The organism is Bradyrhizobium sp. STM 3566 (assembly GCF_045571445.1).
Taxonomy (GTDB): domain Bacteria; phylum Pseudomonadota; class Alphaproteobacteria; order Rhizobiales; family Xanthobacteraceae; genus Bradyrhizobium; species Bradyrhizobium vignae.
The window spans coordinates 1243119-1260909 of the sequence record NZ_CP120692.1 but is presented as its reverse complement, the minus strand read 5'-3'; the positions used below and the strand labels follow the sequence as shown (position 1 = coordinate 1260909).

The 17791-nt window shown below is 63.7% G+C and carries 20 protein-coding genes; 8 read left to right on the top strand and 12 right to left on the bottom strand.

What is annotated here, in order from left to right:
- Positions 1–17: 17 nt before the first annotated feature.
- A complete protein-coding gene (locus P6U27_RS06065) occupies positions 18–428 on the top strand; it encodes a hypothetical protein (protein WP_244607867.1) in 411 nt (136 codons plus the stop codon).
- A gap of 256 nt (positions 429–684) precedes the next feature.
- On the opposite strand, the gene P6U27_RS06060 is transcribed toward P6U27_RS06065, so the two are convergent.
- Both P6U27_RS06060 and P6U27_RS06055 read right to left on the bottom strand, forming a co-directional pair.
- Complete coding sequence (locus tag P6U27_RS06060) at positions 685–1554, bottom strand: DUF4231 domain-containing protein (RefSeq protein WP_407193732.1); 870 nt, start codon at positions 1552–1554, stop codon at positions 685–687.
- A gap of 100 nt (positions 1555–1654) precedes the next feature.
- Complete coding sequence (locus P6U27_RS06055) at positions 1655–2971, bottom strand: tetratricopeptide repeat protein (RefSeq protein ID WP_122401085.1); 1317 nt, start codon at positions 2969–2971, stop codon at positions 1655–1657.
- Between the two features lie 178 nt (positions 2972–3149).
- Here P6U27_RS06055 and P6U27_RS06050 point away from each other — a divergent pair, with 178 nt between their 5' ends.
- On the top strand, positions 3150–3386 hold the full coding sequence (locus P6U27_RS06050; RefSeq protein ID WP_122401084.1) for a hypothetical protein: 237 nt from the start codon (positions 3150–3152) through the stop codon (positions 3384–3386).
- Positions 3387–3538: 152 nt separating this feature from the next.
- Here P6U27_RS06050 and rpoD read toward each other — a convergent pair whose 3' ends face one another.
- Positions 3539–5674 (bottom strand): RNA polymerase sigma factor RpoD, encoded by a 2136-nt coding sequence (gene rpoD, locus P6U27_RS06045; RefSeq protein WP_122401083.1) that lies wholly within the window; start codon positions 5672–5674, stop codon positions 3539–3541.
- Positions 5675–6048: 374 nt separating this feature from the next.
- The gene (gene dnaG / locus P6U27_RS06040; RefSeq protein ID WP_209296296.1) at positions 6049–8052 is read right to left on the bottom strand and encodes a DNA primase; all 2004 of its coding nucleotides are present in this window, start codon (positions 8050–8052) and stop codon (positions 6049–6051) included.
- Positions 8053–8331: 279 nt separating this feature from the next.
- On the opposite strand from dnaG, the gene P6U27_RS06035 reads away from it, so the two are divergent.
- A complete protein-coding gene (locus P6U27_RS06035; RefSeq protein ID WP_122406397.1) occupies positions 8332–8895 on the top strand; it encodes a chlorite dismutase family protein in 564 nt (187 codons plus the stop codon).
- On the opposite strand, the gene P6U27_RS06030 is transcribed toward P6U27_RS06035, so the two are convergent.
- Positions 8892–9290 (bottom strand): gamma-glutamylcyclotransferase, encoded by a 399-nt coding sequence (locus P6U27_RS06030; RefSeq protein WP_122401081.1) that lies wholly within the window; start codon positions 9288–9290, stop codon positions 8892–8894. The two genes, P6U27_RS06035 and P6U27_RS06030, sit on opposite strands and share 4 nt — an antisense overlap.
- 76 nt (positions 9291–9366) lie before the next feature.
- On the opposite strand from P6U27_RS06030, the gene P6U27_RS06025 reads away from it, so the two are divergent.
- Positions 9367–10170: an N-formylglutamate amidohydrolase gene (locus P6U27_RS06025; protein WP_122401080.1), complete on the top strand. Its 804-nt coding sequence runs from the start codon at positions 9367–9369 to the stop codon at positions 10168–10170.
- 408 nt (positions 10171–10578) lie between these two features.
- Here P6U27_RS06025 and P6U27_RS06020 read toward each other — a convergent pair whose 3' ends face one another.
- Positions 10579–11199 carry a LysE family translocator gene (locus tag P6U27_RS06020; RefSeq protein ID WP_162500130.1) on the bottom strand — a complete coding sequence of 207 codons (621 nt, stop codon included), beginning with the start codon at positions 11197–11199 and terminating at the stop codon, positions 10579–10581.
- A gap of 122 nt (positions 11200–11321) precedes the next feature.
- Between P6U27_RS06020 and P6U27_RS06015 the strand changes: the two genes are divergently transcribed.
- The 4 genes from P6U27_RS06015 to P6U27_RS06000 are packed head-to-tail and all read left to right on the top strand — an operon-like array spanning position 11322 to position 13072.
- Positions 11322–11636, top strand: coding sequence for a helix-turn-helix transcriptional regulator (locus tag P6U27_RS06015; protein ID WP_061880471.1), 315 nt, complete (start codon positions 11322–11324; stop codon positions 11634–11636).
- Positions 11629–12093 carry an SRPBCC family protein gene (locus P6U27_RS06010; protein WP_122401079.1) on the top strand — a complete coding sequence of 155 codons (465 nt, stop codon included), beginning with the start codon at positions 11629–11631 and terminating at the stop codon, positions 12091–12093. The genes P6U27_RS06015 and P6U27_RS06010 overlap by 8 nt, the downstream gene beginning before the upstream one ends.
- On the top strand, positions 12093–12563 hold the full coding sequence (locus P6U27_RS06005) for an SRPBCC family protein (RefSeq protein ID WP_122406395.1): 471 nt from the start codon (positions 12093–12095) through the stop codon (positions 12561–12563). Before P6U27_RS06010 ends, P6U27_RS06005 begins: the two co-directional genes overlap by 1 nt.
- A complete protein-coding gene (locus P6U27_RS06000) occupies positions 12560–13072 on the top strand; it encodes an SRPBCC family protein (protein ID WP_129142534.1) in 513 nt (170 codons plus the stop codon). Before P6U27_RS06005 ends, P6U27_RS06000 begins: the two co-directional genes overlap by 4 nt.
- 35 nt (positions 13073–13107) lie before the next feature.
- On the opposite strand, the gene P6U27_RS05995 is transcribed toward P6U27_RS06000, so the two are convergent.
- From P6U27_RS05995 to P6U27_RS05970, 6 genes are all read right to left on the bottom strand, one after another.
- The gene (locus P6U27_RS05995; RefSeq protein ID WP_122401077.1) at positions 13108–13551 is read right to left on the bottom strand and encodes a hypothetical protein; all 444 of its coding nucleotides are present in this window, start codon (positions 13549–13551) and stop codon (positions 13108–13110) included.
- Positions 13552–13553: 2 nt separating this feature from the next.
- Complete coding sequence (locus P6U27_RS05990) at positions 13554–13922, bottom strand: nuclear transport factor 2 family protein (RefSeq protein ID WP_122401076.1); 369 nt, start codon at positions 13920–13922, stop codon at positions 13554–13556.
- A gap of 82 nt (positions 13923–14004) precedes the next feature.
- A complete protein-coding gene (locus P6U27_RS05985) occupies positions 14005–14472 on the bottom strand; it encodes a MarR family transcriptional regulator (RefSeq protein WP_122401075.1) in 468 nt (155 codons plus the stop codon).
- Positions 14473–14481: 9 nt separating this feature from the next.
- A complete protein-coding gene (locus P6U27_RS05980; protein ID WP_209296295.1) occupies positions 14482–16092 on the bottom strand; it encodes an acyl-CoA synthetase in 1611 nt (536 codons plus the stop codon).
- A 370-nt stretch (positions 16093–16462) separates the two neighbouring features.
- A complete protein-coding gene (locus tag P6U27_RS05975) occupies positions 16463–16918 on the bottom strand; it encodes a GatB/YqeY domain-containing protein (protein WP_122401072.1) in 456 nt (151 codons plus the stop codon).
- A gap of 60 nt (positions 16919–16978) precedes the next feature.
- Entirely contained in the window at positions 16979–17680 is a 702-nt protein-coding gene (locus tag P6U27_RS05970) for an alpha/beta fold hydrolase (RefSeq protein WP_122401071.1), read from the bottom strand.
- Between the last annotated feature and the right edge of the window lie 111 nt (positions 17681–17791).

Sequence of the window (17791 nt, the reverse complement as noted above, 5' to 3'; positions counted from 1 at the left end):
AAACAGGAGAGCCGCACATGACCGGAATTACCTTGACCGCCGAGCAGGTCCGCAATGCCCCCGCCGTGGTGCGGCAATGGATCGAGCAGGAGGTGATCGCCGCGCTCGGCCTCGCGCCGCCGACGCCCGCGGCCGCACCGGCGCAGGCTGCCCATCTCATCGCCTGCAGCGTGGAGGACATGGCTGGCGTGCTCGAGCACATCCGCGGCTTGCTTCCCGCGGTGAACGTGCTGTTCGAGCTCGGCCGCCCCGGCATCAGCTTCGGCCGTCCCGCGGTGATGACGTTCCGCCTGATGGACATCCTGCATCACACGCGCCTCTCGGACGTCGGCCAGGTCATGACATGTCTCTGGAACAGGTGCAGGCCAACGCACTTTCCTTACAGAGCGCGTCGCTCTAGCCGCATTGCATGCGCAAAAAGAAGATGAACAGGATGATTTGGTAACCAAAACAATCGTTTCGATGCGGGGCTGCATCACACGTCAAAACCAACACAGATCCGATGCGCTCGCTGCGACATCGACACCACCACGATTTGCCTTGCCATCGCGGGGCGCAATCGATAGAATTCTATTTTAGGTTGTCACCCCACCAGCCCCGGGCGACGCTGAGGACCAGGATAAACGGCGGGCTTCGGCCCGCCGTTTATTGAGCGCCATGCGAGTTGCGACCTCGGAATCGAACTCACTTGGTCTGTTTCGCGATCCAGGATGCGTTCTCCGCCGCCAGAATATTTTCGCAGTCGCTGACGAAGTCCGAGAGCGGTTGCTTCGCGCCGTCCACGCGTCGCTGCAGCTGCAATGCAGTTGCGCGATACGTGACCACGAGAAAGCTATAACGCTCCGCCTCGATATGGGCGATGACGGCGCCGCCGAGGGTCGTGAGCACGGCCGTAAGGGCGGCGAGATCGAAGTGGACGCCCAGAATAACCGGCTTGGCAACGACGCTGGCAATGGCCGTGAGCAGCGTCGCGGCTGCCGCCAGAGCCATCTCGAGGGACCTGAGTCGCCAGGCCGTCGACTGGTACTCCTTGGCCCGATTCTCATAGAATGCGATCTGCTTGTTCGCGCGCTTCGCCACATACTCGTCGATCCCAAGAAAAACGCGCGGCGATGATCCCTGGTCCTTGGCCGGGATTTGCTGTTCGAGCAAGTCTTTGGCCTCTTCATCGATCTTCTGAAGCTCGGCGCGGAGAACGTCGTCCGCCTTGGCCGGATCGTCATAGGGCGCAGTCTTCGTCGCATATCGGTAGGCCTCACGCTTCAAGCGTTCCGAGATTGCGCGGGAGCGAACCCAGGCAATGACGCGCTCGGAGCCCAGCAGGCGGTGCGTGAAGAAAGTCGCGAATGCGAGGCATATTGCTGCCGTGATCGCGACCCAGGTGCGGGGATTGGCATTCCCTTCCTGCAGCTGGCTCGCCACTGCCGCCAGAACCGCGCCCAGTGACGACAGAGCGAAGACAAACCACCGCGCGCGATCGATCGTCGACTTCATCCCGTTTGCGGCGGTCGACCATTTGGCCTGACTATCCGCAACGGACTCCAAGATGGTCATCGTCGTTTCCTCCAAGATGCTTCGATTGAACACGAGGTGTCAGGGCATTTGACGCGGTGGGCGTTGCGCCTCGCCTCTGAACCAGCGGAGGCCCGTTCGGTCACTCCGGCGGCAATTTCTTCTCCAGCTCTTCGAAGCCCGTCTTGAATCCCGGAAGCTCACTCTCTGCGGGTAGCAGCCCGCGCATAGCGTCGATGAAGCTCTTGCGTTGCCAATTGACCGTGTCCAGATCCGCAAATCCATCCTTGGCGATCTTGAGAAAGGCAGCGGCATCCCCTTGATACAGCCTGATCTCCGCCAGATCGAAGTAGCACCAGGGTCGATCGAACGGCGGCTGCTGCTTCAGCTGCGCCTCCCGGACGCGGGCGGCACGCGCCAGCGCGAGCTGGTCCGACTCGGACAGGGCAAGACGTCCGTTGACTTGCGCACGCAGCTTCAACGCGTTGAGCAGCGGATACGGATGTCCGCCCGAAGCCTTCATCGACTCCTCATAGGCCGCAAGTGCAGGCACAAGGCGCCCTGCACGTCTGAGGACGCCGCCAAGGGAGGCGAGAGCGTCGAATCCCTTCGGGTTGAGTCTGATCGCCTCGCGAATGGATGTTTCGCCGGGCGCGGGATCGGAATCGAGTGGCGGCCGTTTGGCGATTTGCGCGACCTTGTTCTCGGCGACTCCCTTCTCGCGCCAGGCTTCGCTATAGGTCGGCGACGCGGCCGCCGCAGCGGTGAATTGTTCGAGCGCTTCGTCCCATATGTCGTTGTCTCGGCATAACAGGCCGAGCTTCATCCGCGGCAACGGATTGTTGGGATCGGCCGCAACCACTTGGCGATAGATCTCCATCGCGCCGGTGACGTTGTAGGCGCGGATCTCGTTTTCGGCCTGTGTCAACAAGTCGTTGACCGGCGGAGACTGCCGCTGCTCGTCGAGGGCCTGCCGTACCGGACTGTCGATCCGGTTTCGCTTGAGCGACTCTGTCAACACCTGCGTGATCAGCGCCCGCGATTTCTGGGCCTCCGTAGCAGGCGCATATTCGTAGGGAAAAGCCTTGATCGACGCGATATCAAAGGGCGGGGCGGAGTTGCCCTGGCGGAAGATCGCCGTGCCGGCCTCACGAGCGCGGTGCCGAACCCCGAGCTCGTAGGCGACGTTGAAGTTGAGCCCGCTGAGGTCGGCCAACGCGAAGCGCGAGTACTCCAAATACTCGAACATGTCCTGCGTGATCAGTGCCGTGAAGAAGTCCTGATCGGTACGCCGCGGCTCGAGCTTGCCGCCCTCGGGCAGGTCGACCGCGGCAATGGCGGGGAGAAAGATGTCACTGTAGATCACATCGAAATCGACATCCTTGTCGCCGACTTTCTTCAAACCGAACGGCATGATGACGAAGCAGATCTTGGAATAATCGATGGCCGTATTGGGCATATCACGCGCTCCCAAAATGCAGCGGAGCAATTGAAAGCTTCATGTTCCTCCAAGGTCAACCTCAGGTCAAGTGTGGGCTTCAAGGAAAACGCGGAGGCTTCGCCCCGCTCGGCAGGAGCCCACCTATGCAAGCCGCAAAGTCATTTGACTGCGGCGTCCTGATCGACGACAAGCCGCCATGGCCAAGAAACCCGGAACCAACCCGAAAGGCGAATTCGCCTTCTTCAACGTCGTCTATGAAGACGGCTCCCAGCGCTCAAACCGCCGCGTGCCCGCCGAGCTGCTCGGCGGCCTCGACGGCGACGAACCCGCCCGCCGCTTCATCATGGAGCAGGACCGCGAGATCGCGGAAAAGAGCGGCCGACCGGCGTTGGAGATCAAGCGGATCGAGCGGGTGGGGGCGAGGAAGAAATAGGCCTTCAGCCTCTCCCGTCATTGCGAGCGCAGCGAAGCAATCCAGAAAACCCTCCGTAGAAAGACTCTGGATTGCTTCGCCGCGCTCGCAATGACGACAAATGAAAAACGGCGGGTCAAGGCCCGCCGTTTGCTTTGAATCGCTGTCTACGATCAATTATCCAAGAAGCTCCGCAGCTTCCTCGACCGCGACGGATGCTTCAGCTTCCGTAGCGCCTTCGCCTCGATCTGCCTGATACGCTCGCGCGTGACCGAGAACTGCTGGCCGACTTCTTCCAGCGTGTGGTCGGTGTTCATGCCGATGCCGAAGCGCATGCGCAGCACGCGTTCTTCGCGCGGCGTCAGGGACGCCAGCACGCGCGTGGTGGTCTCGCGCAAATTGGACTGGATCGCGGCGTCGATGGGGAGGATCGCGTTCTTGTCCTCGATGAAATCGCCGAGATGTGAATCCTCTTCGTCACCGACCGGCGTTTCCAGCGATAGCGGCTCCTTGGCGATCTTGAGGACTTTTCGCACCTTCTCCAGCGGCATACCGAGCTTTTCCGCTAGCTCTTCCGGGGTCGGCTCGCGGCCGATCTCGTTGAGCATCTGGCGGCTCGTGCGCACGATCTTGTTGATCGTCTCGATCATGTGCACGGGGATGCGGATGGTGCGGGCCTGGTCCGCAATCGAGCGGGTGATCGCCTGCCGGATCCACCACGTGGCGTAGGTCGAGAACTTGTAGCCGCGGCGATACTCGAACTTGTCGACCGCCTTCATCAGGCCGATGTTGCCTTCCTGGATCAGGTCGAGGAACTGCAGGCCGCGGTTGGTGTACTTCTTGGCAATCGAGATCACGAGGCGGAGGTTGGCTTCCACCATCTCCTTCTTGGCCTGGCGTGCCTCGCGCTCGCCCTTCTGCACGGAGTGCACGATCTTGCGGAATTCACCGATCTCGAGGCCGGTCAGGGCTGCGAGCTGATGCACCTCGTGGCGGAGGTCCTTGATGCGGTCCTTCTCGTGATGGACGAAGTTCTTCCAGCCCTTGGCCGACAGTTTCGAGACGCGATTGAGCCAGCGCGGATCGAGCTCCGAGCCGGTGTAGTTGCGCAAGAAGTCCTCGCGCGCGACGCCATGGCTGTCGGCAAGGCGCATCAGGCGGCCCTCATGCGAGACGAGGCGCTTGTTGATGTCGTAGAGCTGCTCGACGAGGCTGTCGATGCGCGCCTGGTTGAGGCGCAGCGACTTCACCTCGACGATGATCTCGTCCTTGAGCTTCTTGTACTTGCGCTCCTGGTGCGGCGACAGCGACTCGTTCTGGAGCTGGTTCTGGATGTCCTGCTCCTGAAGCTTGCGCAGCTTCTTGTAGCTGTCGGCGATCTTGTCGAAGATCTCGACCACCTTCGGCTTGAGCTCGGCCTCGATCGCCGCGAGCGACATCTGGTTCTCGAACTCGTCGTCGTCCATGTCGGCTTCGGCCGCGGCCTCGCCCGGATCCTTGTCCTCGCCTTCGCCGCCGGCGGCAGGCGCGGCGCGGAACGGGGTCGGCGCCGGCGGCGCTGCGGGCGGAGCGACATGCGCAGGCGCGGCGGCTGCCGCCGCGGCCTCGCCACCCTCGGCCGGCGCTTCGCCGTTCTCACCGGTGGGACCTGCAATCATCGCAGTGTTCATGCCGCCCTTGGCATCGGGGCCGGCATAGGTCGCTTCGAGATCGATGATGTCGCGGAGGAAAATCTTGCCTTCGTTGAGCTCGTCGCGCCAGATGATGATGGCCTGGAAGGTCAGCGGGCTTTCGCAGAGGCCCGCGATCATCGCCTCGCGGCCGGCTTCGATGCGCTTGGCGATCGCGATTTCGCCCTCGCGCGAGAGCAGCTCGACCGTGCCCATCTCGCGCAGATACATGCGCACCGGATCGTCGGTGCGCTCGCCCGGCTCGCTCTTCTTGACCTCGGTGACGGCCTTCTGGGTGACCTCGACGAGCTCGTTATCGGTGTCGTCGTCGGCCTCGTCCTTCTCTTCCTCGCCTTCGGTGTCGTCGGCTTCGGTGACGTTGATGCCCATGTCCGAGAGCATCGACATGATGTCCTCGATCTGTTCGGGCGAGGTCTGGTCGGAGGGGAGGACTTCGTTGAGCTGATCGAAGGTCACGAAGCCGCGCTTCTTGGCCTGCTTGATCATCTTCTTCACGGCCGCGTCGGACAGGTCGAGCAAGGGCGAGGGCGCGTCCTGGGAGTCCTTCTCCGGCGCATCCGCTGCCTTGTCGTCTTTTTCCTTGTCCTTCGCCTGCAGCGTCTTTGCCTTGGTGGCCATCCATTGCTCCTAAACGCGCTTCATGCGAGACGCCCGCCGCGCCTGCGTGAATTCACTTGATCCTGTTGCTCGACGCTCTCGCTTCGGCAGCTCTCGACACGGAAAGGGCGGCGCACAAACCTCTCGCCACCCCCAACTTTCTCTCGCCGGAATTGCCTAACGCTTCGTCAGCCTCTTTGACGCGGCGGATGCAGGTGTAGTGCCAACAGCGATTGCGCGGATTCATTCCTGACGCGTCTGTTATGCCTGCGGCCGCCTCTGGGCCAAAGTGCTACAAGACCGTTAAGCCTCGATTAACCCTGTTTTTGCCGCCAAACCCAGGATTTGGCGAGTCTTTTAGCGGTTCCGGCCGCGGCCGTCCGCATGATTCTTCATCACATGCTCTTCTGGAGCCGGCCCGACAGCTCACCAAAACCCTCGATCAGGGCCTCGGTACCGTCGACTTCCCCTATCCGAGCCTTGACGTCACGCAGCCATGCCAAATTGGCCTCACTGGGATCCTCCCCCAAGGCCAGCTCGGCGTCTTTCAGCTCTCTAAGTAGTGAATGCCATTGCCGATGCAAGGCAACCAGCTGGTGCCAGGTGGCAAGAACGTCATCCCTTGCTGCGCCCTCGCGGGCGGCCCATACCGCCTGGGTCGTGATGACGTTCTCAACCCTTTGAAGAACCTGGGAAAATCCACCCCGTTCGAGGTCGCTGCGCATCTTTTCGGCCTGCTCGCCAGGGTCAGGCGAGTGGTGATGGTCGTTGGCAAAGGCGGCGATGATGCCGGCCCTGAGCTTGTGGGCCTCGGGATGGGCCAGCTCCAGGGCGGCGACCTCCTCGAGATGCTCATGCAGCAGCCAGGGGTGATTGATCAGGCATTGCAGGATCAGGGCCTCGCGGCGGGAGATGGCGCTGCGCTGGCCCCGCATGATCGGGCTTGCCGCCAGCTGGGGGCTCGCCGCCTGGTAGGGGCCGGACGGTAGCAGGGTGGGACCCGGGGCCCCGCGGCGGCCGCCGCCGAATCCCTGGGCGCCGAATCGATTCGGGCCCCCTGCCCTCGGCTGGAACGGCCGGCCGCCGCCGGGCCGGAAATTGCCCCGGCCGCCAAAGCCGCGCCCACCTTCGGGGGCGAAGGTGCGCTGCAACCGCTCGACGAACTCGTCGCGATAATAGCGCCGCACCACCTCGTCGCGGATGCCGTTCGTGAGCTCCTTGATGCGCGCCTCCAGCGCGGCGCGGCGCTCCGGCGTGGCGAAATTGCCGCCCTCGAGCTCGCGCGACCAGATCATGTCGGCAAGCGGCCGCGCTGCCGCGATCACCTCCTCGATCGCGCCGCGCCCGCCCGAGCGCACGAGATCGTCGGGGTCCTGCCCTTCCGGCAGCAGCGCGAAACGAAGACTCTTGCCGGGGCTGAGGAAAGGCAAGGCAAGATCCGCGGCGCGATAGGCCGCCTTCTGCCCGGCGCGGTCACCGTCGAAACAGAGGATCGGCTCGTCCGCCATCTTCCAGAGCAGCGCGAGCTGGCTCTCGGTGAGCGCTGTGCCGAGCGGCGCCACGGCACCCGCAAAACCCGCGGTAACCATGGCGATCACATCGACATAGCCTTCGACCACGATCAGCGCGCTGCCGTCATGCGTGGCTTTGCGCGCGGTCTGATGATTGTAGAGATTGTCGCCCTTGTGGAAGAGCGGTGTCTCCGGCGAGTTCAGATATTTGGCTGGAACGTCCTTCTCCAGCGCGCGCCCGCCGAAGGCGATGACACGGCCGCGCAAGTCCGTGATCGGAAACATCACGCGATCGCGGAAGCGGTCGTAGGGCACGGGGATGTCATTGCCGGCAACAAGCAGCCCGGTCTCGATCATGTCCTCGACGGAGATGCCCTGCTGGCCGAGGTGCTCCTTCAGCGCGAAGCGATCAGGCGGGGCATAGCCGAGGCGGAATTGCAATTGCGTCGCCGGCGAGATCGCGCGGTCGGCGAGATAACCACGCGCTTTCGCCCCCCCGCGCGAGGCCAGCGTCTCCGCGAAGAATCTTGCGGCGAGATCCATGACGTCATGCAGCGACTTGCGCCGCTGCTCATGCCGCGCGGCATCGGGCGTCACCGCCGGCAGCGGCAGGCCCGCCATATTGGCGAGCCGCTCCACGGCCTCCGCGAACGGCACGCCCTCGGTCTCCATCAAGAAATCGATGATGTCGCCGTGCTTGCCGGAGGAGAAGTCGTGGTAAAAACCCTTCTGGTCGTTGACGTAGAAGGACGGCGTCTTCTCCTGCTGGAACGGCGACAGCCCTCTCCACTCCCGCCCGGCCTTCTTCAGCTTGACGCGCTTGCCGACGACTTCGGAGACCGAAAGCCGGGCACGAAGCTCGTCGAGGAATTGGGGCGTGAAGCGCATGGGATGAGTTTAGCCGAGCGTTTGAGTCGGGCGAAGGATCAGGGATATAGGCGCGGCCTCGCCAATAGTCAGGTTTAGGCGGGTTATCCGGGTTATTCGACCTATGCACAGGCCTTGGTCCCGTCACCCCTGAAAGTGCTCGCCTCTTCGGCGAGCCTCGAAGGCCGACGGCCCGGCTGCATCCAGGCCGATTCATCCCTCGAGGATGACGGAATAAGTGGCCGGAATGACTTGACGGAGCCACTTGAACCGCGCCCGGTTCCGCGCTTCCATGCCTGCATGTTCAGGACCTTTCGAGGCGGTCAGAGCGGGGGCTGGCGCGTGACCTCGATTTCGCCAGTGACGGGCGAGCCCCTGCCCTTTGTGCCGGCGCTGTCGGTGACCGACAGCGAGGCCGTCTCGTTGCCGCAGGTGCCCTCGCGCAATGCCTGGCGGCTGGTCGGGGTCGCGAGCAACTTGCGCTACACCGAGCGGGCCGAGAAGCAGCAGCTCGTGGCCGTGCAGGCTGGCCTCGGCCGGCTGGAGGCAACCAGCGCGGCGCTGATCCCGATCCGCAAGTCGCAATCCTGGTGGGAGCTGACGCAGGAAGAGCGACGCAAGATCTTCGAGGACAGATCGCACCACATTGCGAGCAGCCTGCGCTTCCTGCCGGCGATCGCGCGCCAGCTCTATCATTGCCGCGACCTCGGCGGCCCCTTCGACTTTCTCACCTGGTTCGAGTTCGCTCCCGCAGACGCCTCGCTGTTCGAGGAGCTGGTGGCGATGCTCCGGCGGACCGAGGAGTGGACCTATGTCGAGCGCGAGGTCGACGTGCGCATGGTGAAGGAAGTGCTGTCGGCTTAGTGCTCCAGGAACCGCCCGGACTCGATGCACGGCAGACCGGTGACGGGCCAGTTGTAGACATAGGTCCAGGCCCTTTCCGTGGCACCATCAGGCAACGTGACCTCGATCATCTGCCGCAGATATTCCGTCGGCTCCGGAAAGCCCTCGCCACAGGCCTCGTACATGTCGAGCTCGCGCAGGAGCTCGTCCGGCACGCGCAGGTGAAAGAGCTCGCCATGGACGATGTCCGTCGGCGCGTCGGAAAGCAGCAATCCGGGATAGTGCTTCACCAGAACGAGCCGGCCGCGGCAGGTCGCTTCGCACAGAAATTCCGCATGGCCCGCGAGCAGCCGGGCCATCGGATGATCGAAGCCGCGCATCAGGGTGCCGTAGACGAAAAGTCGATCGGAGCTCATGGTGTTCCAAAGTTGCAGCTTCGGTGCGATACCGTTACTCCGTTTACACACGTTGTTATTCCATAGGCAAATCAGGATGGCTTTGGACACAGCCGAGGCAACCGATCAACTGCTCGGCGAGGGCGATATTCCGCCCGTGCATGAGGTGAATGCGGCAGGGACATCGCCGTTCCTGCTCACCGCGGATCACTACGGACGGATGCTGCCGCGCGCGCTCGGCGATCTCGGCCTCGCGGAAAGCGACCTTGTCAGGCACATCGCCTGGGACATCGGCATCGCCGGCGTCGCCGAGCGGCTCGCCAAGATGCTCGACGCGCATCTGATCGCGCAGCGCTATTCGCGGCTCGTGATCGACTGCAACCGTCCGCCCGACGTCGCGAGCTCGATCCCCGTGACCTCCGAGGCGACCGCGATCCCGCGCAACGAGGGCATTTCGGAGCGGGAACGTGAGGCACGGCGGCGCGAGATTTTCGAGCCCTATCACCACCGCATCGATGAGGCGATCTCCCGCCGCCGCCATGACAAGCAGCCGACGGTGCTGGTGTCGCTGCACAGCTTCACGCCTGTCTATGCCGGCATCGCACGTCCCTGGCACATCGGCACGCTCCATCACCGCGACACCGTGCTGCCACAGCTCTTGCTCAAGCACCTGCGCAGCGAGGGCGATCTCGTCGTCGGCGATAACGAGCCCTATGCGGTGAGCGATCTCACCGATTACACCATCCCCGTGCACGGCGAAGCCCGCGGCCTCGTCAACACCGGCATCGAGATCCGCCAGGACCTGATCGAAGACCAGTCCGGCCAGCAGCAATGGGCCGAACGGCTGGCACGGATCCTAGCGGAGATCGCGGTGGAGCTGCGGGCGGAGCCGTTGGTGTAGCCGGCCAATCCGGCGGTGCCCTCACTCTCCCCGCAAACGACCGCAAACGGAGAGAGGTGAACGTCAACCGGCTCGCGTCGCGACGAACAGCGCCAGCGCCGCGAAGATCGCGGCGATGGTCCAGAGCACGTAGGCGAAGCGGCCGAGCGATGACAAAGCCAAAGGCGCAGAAGGCCACGACGAGCCCGGCGAGATCGGGCCGAGCGATATGTCGGGCGAGATATTGATAGCTCTGGTGGAGGCAGAGCGCAGCTTGCGGGCATTGACGGAATATTCGTAAGTAAAGCGCGATGGGATTGGGATGAATCGTCATCGCGCTTTGGCTCGTACTTCGGGCACGATCGTTTCGGACAACCGCTCAGCACCTTGCATCAACGGCGGCCGTCCGGGTCCGGATCATGCCTTCGCTCACTTCGCCCGTGTCAGCGCGAGCCAGATGCCGCCGCCGATCATGAAGCCGCCGGAGATGCGCGACATCATCCGCGTGCGGCGCGCCGAGAAGAATTTTCGGGCGCGCCCGGCGGCGATGGCGTAGAGCGCATCCGTCATCACTGCGGTCACCATGAAGGTGGCGCCCAGCAGCGCGACTTGCGGGAAGTGCGGCCGGTTCAGGTCCATGAACTGCGGGATGAAAGCGCCGAAGAACACCAGCACCTTCGGATTCGACAGCAGCACCAAAAATCCCTGCAGGAAAAAGCCGCCGCGCGGCGGTGGTGGCGGCGCGTCGACCTCGACGCCCTCGACCGGCGTCCAGATCAGCCTGATGCCGAGCCAGACGAGATAAGCGGCGCCGGCAAAGCGCACCCAGTCGAACCAGTAACCCATGGTCGCCATCAGCGAGGTCAGGCCGACCGCGACGATGCCGATGACGATGGCAAGCCCGGCCTGCGCGCCGGCAACGTTGGTGAGCGCCGCACGCGTGCCGTGGCGCAGTCCGTTGGCGATGACGAGGGTGACGATCGGACCCGGCAGCAGCGCCAGCGCAATGCAGGCGGCGACGAAGGCGAGATAGGCTTGCATGGACATCATGGGAGAGACTCGCTGGAGGCGGTGCCACATTAATGCATGGCGCGTGCTGGAACGGAAGACGTTCCCCCTCCCTCTATTTTCGCGCCTTGACATGCAACCGTTTGGTTGCGTATTATCCTGCCATGGATGAAGTCTTCAAAGCGCTCGCCGATGCGTCACGACGGTCGCTGCTCGACAGGCTTCACGCCAGGAACGGCCAGACGCTGAACGAGCTCTGCGAGGGTCTCGCGATGACGCGGCAGGCCGTGACCAAGCACCTTGTCATTCTGGAAGAGGCCAACCTGGTGACGACCATCAGGCAGGGCCGCGAGAAGTTGCATTATCTCAACCCGGTACCGATCCATCAGATCGGTGAACGCTGGATCAAGAAGTTCGAGCGCGGCAAGCTCGCCGCGCTCAGCGAATTGAAACGCCAGTTGGAGAAACGCGATGAGTAAGCCCGAATATGTCTACGTCACCTATATCGAGACGACTGCCGATGCACTGTGGCGGGCCCTGACGGACGGCGATCTCACGGAGCGCTACTGGTTCGGCAATCGCATTGCCTCCGACTGGACGCCGGGCTCGGCCTACCGTTTCACCAATGCAGGTTCCCCGACGGTGGAGGGCGAGGTGATTGTGTTCGATCCGGTGCGCAAGCTCGCCTATAGCTGGATCGATCGCAAGCCGGAAGCCGCGGGCGAGAGCGCTTCCCGCGTCACGTTCGATCTCGAGCCGCGTGGCAAGGTCGTCAAGCTCACGGTAACACATGACGAGCTCGGAGAGGACGGCAGGACACGGCGTTCCATCTCGGGCGGCTGGCCGATGGTCCTCTCCAATCTGAAGAGCCTGCTGGAGACAGGACATGTCATCGAGATCGCGGCTCCCAGCTGTTCTGCGAAGGATGCTGCGTGATGCCGAAGCCCCAATTCGTCTACGTGACCTACATCGAGACCACGCCCGAGAAGCTGTGGGAGGCGCTGACGTCGAGCGAGTTCACCAGGCAATACTGGTTCGGCGCCGAGGTGAAATCGGACTGGAAGGTCGGCTCTCCCTTCGCGCTTCTGCTCGACGGCGAGGTCACCGATTCCGGCGAGATCCTCGAAGCCGATCCGCCGCGGCGTCTGTCCTACAGCTTCAAGCACCACAAGTACGAGGAGCTTCGCGGCGAGCCGACCTCGCGCGTCGTCTTCACCATCGAACCGTTCGGCTCGCTCGTGCGTTTGACCGTGCTGCATGACGGCTTCGTCGAGGGCGGCAAATATCTCGGCGCCGTCTCCAATGGCTGGCCGGCGATCCTGTCCCAGCTCAAGAGCCTGCTCGAGACCGGCAAGTTGCTCGGCATTCCACGCGCAGCCCTGAACAAGGGATTCGATGCAAAATGAAGCTCGATCAATTCAAGCCGCTCACGGTCTACACCATCTACATCGCTTCGACGCCGGAGAAGGTGTGGGAAGCGCTGACCTCGGCCGAGTTCAGCAGGCAGTATTTCTTCGGCAACACCGTCGCGGTCGAGCCGCGCCTTGGCGGCTCGTTCATCGTGCGCACGCCTGACGGCGCGCTGCACATCAGCGGCGAGGTTCTCGCCTACGACCCGCCGCGAAAGCTCTCGGTGACGTTCAACGTCAACTGGCCGGACCTGATCGAGAAGCTCGGCCCCACGCTCGTCACCTACGAGATCGAGCAGGTCGGCGATGCGGTCCGGCTCACCATGAGCGAAGGCCATGATCGCCCGCTCAGCGACGACATCCTTGCCGGCGGACGCCAGGGCTGGCCGGCGATCCTGTCCAGCCTCAAGAGCCTGCTCGAGACCGGCCAGCCACTGGTGGTGAAAATGGGCCCGCCGCAGCGAATGCTCGACGCGCTGAAGGCGATCGGGATCAAGACGCCGTAGGCGCGGCCATCTCCATGTCAAACGTGCGGCGCCTATCAAGCGCGCGACAGCAGCTGAAGCGCCACGCCGAGATTGGCCGCGAACAGAGCCGCGTCGATGACGAAGATCCGGAGCATCGGGCCCTTCAGCACGGGCCAGTAAGCCACTCCGACGCGGCCTCCACGCATCAGCACGGGAACATTGTAGGCGAACTGGCTGAAATGGCAGGCGGCGAAGAACAGGAACAGCGCGAGCTGCGCTTCGGCCGGCTGGAAGAAGGACGGACGGGCGGCCAGGAGATAGAGCGACAGCAGCCCGATCGGCAGATTCATCGCGCCCAGGAACGCAACGCTCGCCGCCAGGGTCGGCGCAATCGGATTGCGACGCTCTTCCCGCGGCAGCAGGATCTTCAACGTGTTGGTTTGCGCGATGCTGAACTGGATGAAGGCGCCGACGAACCAGAGCGTGTTGAGAAGCAGGATGAAATCAGAAAGGTGCATCGTCATTTTCCGTAAAAGGCTTCGCTGCGTACGACGCGGCCCGCGTCGTCGAAGTCCATGAACTCGCTGGCGCGGGTGTCGCCCAGCTGCCACCACACCGTCAGTCGCGCGATCGCCTCGTCCCAGCTCCAGCTCAGGATCTTCAGGTCGGCACTTTCGATGTGGCCATAGGCTTTCCGCCAGTAGGCGCGGATAGCCTCAGCGCCGGTGACGGTCGGAGAACCCGTCAGGGTGAGAGCGAGAGGGCTGCGCATCTGCGCATCGTCGGCGAAATGCGCGACCACCGCGTCGATATCGACCCTGCACCAATTCGCGCACCATGCCGCGACGAAGCGTTCGGCGGCCGCGCGATCCATTGCTTGTCCGCTCATGATGCGGATCCTCCCCTGGCTCGTGGCCGGGAAGGTGGCAAAGCCCGCGCCTCATGTCAACTATGTTGACTTGAGATTTCGTTCAGCTGTTGTCGGCGATCGCCTCCATCACCCCCATCCAGCCAGCCGCACCGGACGCCCCGACGCGATCGAACGCCGCGCGCAAGACCTGGCGCTCGTGGTCGGAGGCGCGCTGCTCGATGCGCCGCCCCGCTTCGGTCAGGCGCAGCAGTTTCGAGCGGTGCTGCTCCGGCGAGCGCTTCGACGTCAGGAGCTTGCGCTCCAAGAGCAGATTGAGCGGCCGGTTCAGAGCCTGCTTGGAAATGCCGAGGACCTCGACCAGCGAGCCGATCGAGATATCGGGCCGGCGCGCCACCACATAGAGGATACGATGATGCGGGCGCGACAGACCCTGCTTGGCAAGATATGCGTCGGCTTCCAGCGTCATCCCGCGCCAGCCGTAATACATCAGCTCGAGTGCCGCATCGAGCTCGTGCAGCTTCGCAAGCGACGCACGGTGAAGCCCCGCGGCTTGAGACGTCTTGGCCATCGTCGGAAGCTAGCCCCTCGCCCGCAGCTCGCGCCGCAACACCTTGCCGGTCGCCGTCATCGGCAACGTCTCGGCGAACTCCACGAAGCGCGGATATTCGTGGGCGGCGAGCTGCACCTTGACGAACTCCTGGATCTCGCGCGCGAGCGCATCGCTGCCGGTAAAGCCGGGACGCAGCACGACCCAGGCCTTGATCGATTCCGTGCGGATCGGATCGGGAATACCGACCACCGCCGCCATCGCCACCGACGGATGCTTCATCAGCGTGTGCTCGATCTCGGACGGGCCGACGCGATAACCGGCGGTGGTGATGACGTCGTCCTCGCGGCTGACATACCAGAAATAGCCGTCCTCATCCTGCACGCCGAGATCGCCGGTGAGCAGGAACTCGCCGGCATATTTCTTCGCCGTCGCCTCCGGATTGCGCCAGTATTCGAGCATGGTGACCGGGCATGGCTGGCGCACGCCGATGATGCCGCGCTGGCCGCGCGGCAGTTCCTCGCCCTTGTCGTTGACGATGCGGACGTCGAAACCCGGCGTCGCCTTGCCCATCGCGCCGGGGCGGATCGGAAACAGATTGGAGTTGCTGCCGATCACGAGGTTGCATTCGGTCTGACCGAACACCTCATGTGCGTCGACACCAAAAGTCTCGCGCACCCAGCCGAGCAGCTCGCCGCCGAGCGACTCGCCGCCGGTGAAGATGCTGCGCAGCTTGACGCCTTGATGTTTCACGCCGGCCTGCCGCATCAGCTTCAACGCAGTCGGCGGCAGGAAGACGTTGCGGACGCCGAGGTCGGCCATCATCTGCATCGCCGCCTGCGGCTCGAATTTTCGCGCGCGATGGCCGACCAGCGGTATGCCGTGATACCAGAACGCCAGCAGGCCGTTGATGAGGCCGCCGATCCAGGCCCAGTCCGCCGGCGTCCACATGAGATCGCCGGGGCGTGGCAGAAAGTTGTGACACATCTCCACATTCGGCAGATGGCCGAGCACGACGCGGTGCGCATGCAGCGCGCCCTTCGGGTTGCCCGTCGTGCCCGAGGTGTAGATGATCAGCGCGGGATCGTCCGCCGAGGTGTCGACGTTTGCAAAATCCTCGGATGCGGTTTCGATCGCTGACCAGAACGGCTTTGCACCGGCGTGGACGGCGCCACTCGTGACATAGATGTCCTGCAAATAGGGCAGCCGGTCGCGGATCTTGGTGAGCTTCTCCCAGCCCGCCTCATCGGTGATGATCGCTCTCGCCTGCGAATTCGACAGGCGGAATTCCAGCGCGTCCTCGCCGAACAGCGCAAACAGCGGGATCGAGATCAGCCCGGAGCGGAACGCCGCCATGTGCGCGATCGGCAATTCCAGGGACTGCGACAGGAACACCGCGACGCGGTCGCCACGGACAAGCCCATCCGTCTTCAGCACATTGGCGAAGCGGCGCGACATCTCCGCGACCTCGTCGAACGAGGTGCGCGTGGTGGCGCCGTTCTCGTCGACATAGATCAGAGCCAGGCGGCCCGTGCCGTCGGCATGGCGGTCGCAGCACGCCTCCGCCATGTTGAACCGCGCCGGGATGTCCCAGCGGAAGTTGCGATAGAGCTCGTCGTAAGTTGCGGCTTCGGTGAGCATTCCGTCCCTCGTGTTTCACTCCATTTTGCGCGGAGAGAGCATCGAAGCCTAGCGAAAAGCGCGGGGGCTAAAGCACCGCCTCGGACAGCGTGGGCCGGGAGCTCCCTTCAGCTGGGCGCAGGCGCGATCTCAGTTCCCTTGCATGTAGCGCGTGGGATTCGTTTTGTCCGCCTTGAAGATGTCGGCAGCCTCCGCAAACAGCGCCGACACGGCCGAAGCATTCAGATCGGTGAACGCCTTGAAGTTCAGCGACGGCAGCCCTGCGCATCAGCGCGTGCAGCTTTTCGAGATCCGCCGTGCGATTGGGATCGAAAGCGAGATAGGCCTCCAGACTGTCCGCAGTGACACGAAACATCCAGGGCCCTTCCTGCTAGCCTGACAGGGCAGCCTTCACCAGGCCGCTGGCCTTGCCGAAATCCATCTGTCCCGCGTACTTCGTGCGCAGCACCGCGATCACCTTGCCCATGTCCTTCATACCGGCCGCACCGGTTTCAGTGATCGCATCCGCGATCGCCTTCTTCACCTCGTCGTCCGACATCTGCTTCGGCAGGTATGCCGAGATCACCGCGATCTCCTCGCGCTCCTGCGCGGCAAGCTCGGCGCGGCCGCCCTTGTCGTAGAGCTCGACCGCCTCCTGGCGCTGCTTGATCATCTTCTGCAGCACGGCGAGGATGTCGGCGTCCGACAACGGCGGCTTGCCGCTGCCGCGGGCGTCGATGTCGGCATTCTTGATGGTCGAATTGACCATGCGCAGCGTGGACAGCTTGCGCTCGTCCTTGGCCTTCATGGCCTCCTTGACCGCATTGTTGATGTCGTCGCGCAGCATGGTCGTGATCCCTTCGAGTATACGACGCCTGATCTAGGCCGTTTGCGGCCTCCGCACAACCTAGCTCGCGAGCCATTCGGTGAGGGCGCGCGCAGTGGCTTCCGGCTGTTCCGGCTGCGGCAGGTGTCCGCAGCGATCGAGGATCACGAGCTTTGCGCCTGCGATGGCCTCGGCCATCTCCTTCGAGAAGGCGTTGGGGATGGTGTTGTCCTGATCGCCCGTCAGCACCAGCGTCGGGCATCTGATCGTCGCCAGCGTCGGGCGTGAATCCACCCGCGCGATGATCGCGGTCTGCTGCCGCAGATAGCCTTCGACGCCGACGTCCTCGTCCTGCGCATGCACGAGCTTCAGGATAGCGGCATCATCGCGCCGCGACGGATGCACGAGCTCCGGAAAGCTCTCCTCGCGGATGGCGCGGAGCTCGCCGCGTTTCGCGCGCTCCATCAGGCCGCGGCGGCGCGCGGTCGCCTCCGGCGTGTCGGGGCCGGCCTGGGTGTTGATCAGCGCGAGTTTTGCCACCCGCTCGGGCGCCTGGCGCATGATCTCGAGCGCGATGTAGCCGCCCATGGAATGACCGCCGAGTGCGAAGCGCGGCGGCGCCTCACTCAACACCCGGGCGGCGATCGCCGCCATGCTGTCGTCGCGGATATGGTTGGCAATCATCACCGGGCCGAGCCGCCACAAGGCGGGGAGGACCGGGGCATAGATCCGGGCCGAGGAGGCCAGCCCCGGAACCAGCAGAAGCGGGGTGGTCTGATCCATTATTGCCTCGCAAGCCCCTCAAACTGCCGGAAATTGTGCGGCCGAGCTTAAGTGCGCGAGAAGAGCTGTCAAATATGCAAAAACGCATGTGAATCGGCCCTCTCCCGCTTT